Origin of the sequence: Microcoleus sp. Pol12B4, from assembly GCF_036701385.1 — a bacterium.
GTDB lineage: Bacteria > Cyanobacteriota > Cyanobacteriia > Cyanobacteriales > Microcoleaceae > Microcoleus.
Window position 1 is genome coordinate 1 of sequence record NZ_JAUBQR010000384.1, and the last position, 2880, is coordinate 2880.

Here is a 2880-nt window from a genome sequence, read left to right on the forward strand (position 1 = left end):
AAAGATGCCTTTGTCCGCAATATTCTGGATACTCGGACAGCGCCGCTAGGATACGATCCAGTTGGTTTGGAAGGTTCGGGGATTGACGCTAGACTGATTCAGGGAGAGTATTTAGGAGTGCATACCTACGGCTGGAATGAGTTTGAAGTTGCTCCTGAGAGTCAGCAGTTGCGGGTAATAACTTATGGTATTGAACCTTACACGCAGTCTCAACTTGATGCTAATCCCAATGCGATTATCAATCAAAAGCCGTTTATTGTCAGTGAGTTTGTTGTTAATCCTAAGTGATGAAATAGACTTGTTGCAAAAATATCCAGGCGATTGAAATCGCAGTAACAAAAACTAAGTCCGCCTACGCGGACTTTCAAATCATAATTATGGTGATTTGTGTCATAATTTTCTACCTATAATTTTCGGAACTGTAAAGTTTTATGGTTGAGCTTGTGGTTTCCAGGGTTCCCACTGACAGATAGACTCTGGTTTGAGAGGGCAAGTTTTGGGAGCGATCGGATTTCCGCTGAGCCTAATTTCAGTCAGGTTAGTCAAGGATTGTAGCGGTTTGATGTCGCTGATTTTATTTTTTTCGAGGGAGAGCAAAGTCAGGTTAGTCAAGGATTGTAGCGGTTTGATATCGCTGATTTTATTGTTGGAGAGAAAGAGATCGGTCAGGTTAGTCAAGGATTGCAACGGTTTGATGTCCTGGATTTGATTGCTCATGAGGACGAGCCCAGTCAGGTTAGTCAAGGATTCTAGCGGTTTGATATCACTGATTTGATTGTTGGGGAGGAAGAGCAAAGTTAATTTAGTCAAAGATTCTAGCGGTTTGATGTCGCTGATTTTATTGTTCTTGAGGGTGAGTAGAGTCAAGTTAGTCAAGGATTCTAGCGGTTTGATGTCGCTAATTTGATTGTTGATGAGCCAGAGCGAAGTCAGTTTAGTCAAGGATTCTAGCGGTTTGATGTCGCTAATTTGATTGTTGTGGAGGTAGAGCGATGTCAAGTTAGTCAAGGATTCTAGCGGTTTGATGTCGCTGATTTTATTGCTGCCGAGTTTGATCTCAGTCAGGTTAGTCAAGGATTTTAGCGGTTTGATGTCGCTGATTTTATTGTTGTCGAGCCAGAGCCAAGTCAGTTTAGTCAAGGATTCTAGCGGTTTAATGTCGCTAATTTGATTGTTGGAGATGAGGAGATGAGTCAGGTTAGTCAAGGATTCTAGCGGTTTGATGTCCTTGATTTGATTGCTCATGAGCTGGAGATGAGTCAGGTTAGTCAAGGATTCTAGCGGTTTGATGTCCTTGATTTTATTGTTGTCGAGGTAGAGCTTTGTCAGGTTAGTCAAGGATTGCAACGGTTTGATGTCCAGGGTTTTATTGTTGCTGAGTCCGAGCTGTGTTAGGTTAGTCAAGGATTGCAACGGTTTGATGTCGCTGATTCGAGTGTTGTGGAGTCCGAGCTGTGTTAGGTTAGTCAAGGATTGCAACGGTTTGATGTCCTTGATTTTATTGTTGCCGAGGTAGAGCTGTGTCAGGTTAGTCAAGGATTCTAGCGGTTTGATGTCATTGATTTCATTGTCGCTGAGGTAGAGCTTTGTCAGGTTAGTCAAGGATTCTAGCGGTTTGATGTCGTTGATTTTCTTGTCGTTGAGGTAGAGTTCCTCGATACTCGAAAGTTTTTGATAGGCTACATCGCACTCTCTAGTCTCTGCTACCTTCAACAGCAGCTCAACAGTATGTTTAGCTTCAGGACTCAAAGAAGCTTGAGCGCGACACCAATCAGCAAATGTTCGTCCACTTTTTCCCGCTTGCGTTTCCGAGACTAACGCGGAAGGTCTATTTCCACATGATGCCAGACCGATCGCACAACAAGTAACTACTATCAATTTTTGTAAATTCATCTGTTTCTGTGCCACTATAAGTTTCATAATCTTTTACCTTTAGTTTTCCCAAATTTATACAAAAAAGACACGGCAATACCGTGTCCCTGCGAAACATCTTTTAAAAACTCTCTTAATCACCTCACTGAGCAACTTATACTAATTTTTAGGTGCGTCATTTTGCATACTATACTGTGCCGATCGAGGCTATTTCCACGCTCCGCACCCACTCAACTAATTAATATCAACTCCCACCAAATCTGCCACAACTTTCTCCAATCCAGCTATCACCTTCGCCGTCCGTTCCCAGTCAACCTTATCGGGTGTATCTTGCGCCGTGTGATAGTAAGGATAGCGATAGGGAGCAGTATCTGTCACCATCAGCCCTGGATAACCATGTTGCCAAAAAGACCATTGATCAGACCAACCAACACCAGGAATGCCACCCGGAATTGCTGCACCTTCCGAGGGAAATTCAGCATGGCGGCGGAAAGATGCGATCGCCTCTCTAACCAGTTTACTTGAGGATGTATTGCCAATAAATCCGATAAAATTCCCCGACGTAGGATAAAAAAGGTTTAATGGGGGTGGATATTTCTGACTGTTTTTGGCATCTGAGTAATAACCAATTGTTTCTAAACTGAGCATCGAAACAATTTTTTCATTACGCTCTCTGCATCTTTTGGCATAAACCAAACTCCCCATATCAGCAGTCCAGAAAAAAGGCGGTTCCTCATTCACAAACTCAACAAAACGCACAGTTTTTTCAGGCTTTTTACCTGCAAACATTCTCGCTAAAGCCAGCACTCCCGCCGCCCCAGTTGCGTTATCATTTGCCCCTGGACTCCCCACCACAGAATCATAATGCGCCCCAATTACAACTATTTCATCTGCCTTTCCCCCCCTGGAATCTCCACTTCTATGTTATAATAAAATTTGTAATTGCTCAACTAGGGGAAAAAAGGGAGCCATCAGTAGAGAGAGCTTGTTGAATAGATTGATAAGCAG

At 43.1% G+C, this 2880-nt stretch carries 1 protein-coding gene and 2 pseudogenes; 1 reads left to right on the forward strand and 2 read right to left on the reverse strand.

What is annotated here, in order from left to right; all coding sequences use genetic code 11:
- Nucleotides 1-288 (forward strand): annotated as a pseudogene (locus QUA38_RS28310) (alkaline phosphatase D family protein); the annotation flags it as partial.
- Nucleotides 289-429: 141 nt separating this feature from the next.
- On the opposite strand, the gene QUA38_RS28315 reads toward QUA38_RS28310, so the two are convergent.
- Entirely contained in the window at nucleotides 430-1893 is a 1464-nt protein-coding gene (locus QUA38_RS28315; RefSeq protein ID WP_333167744.1) for a leucine-rich repeat domain-containing protein, read from the reverse strand.
- Between the two features lie 213 nt (nucleotides 1894-2106).
- A pseudogene (locus QUA38_RS28320) lies at nucleotides 2107-2810 on the reverse strand (M28 family peptidase); the annotation flags it as partial.
- Nucleotides 2811-2880 lie beyond the last annotated feature (70 nt).

What these genes read in the sequence shown, in the direction of transcription:
- QUA38_RS28315 (WP_333167744.1), bottom strand. Translation starts at nt 1,893, where the DNA reads ATGAATTTACAAAAATTGATAGTAGTTACTTGTTGTGCGATCGGTCTG.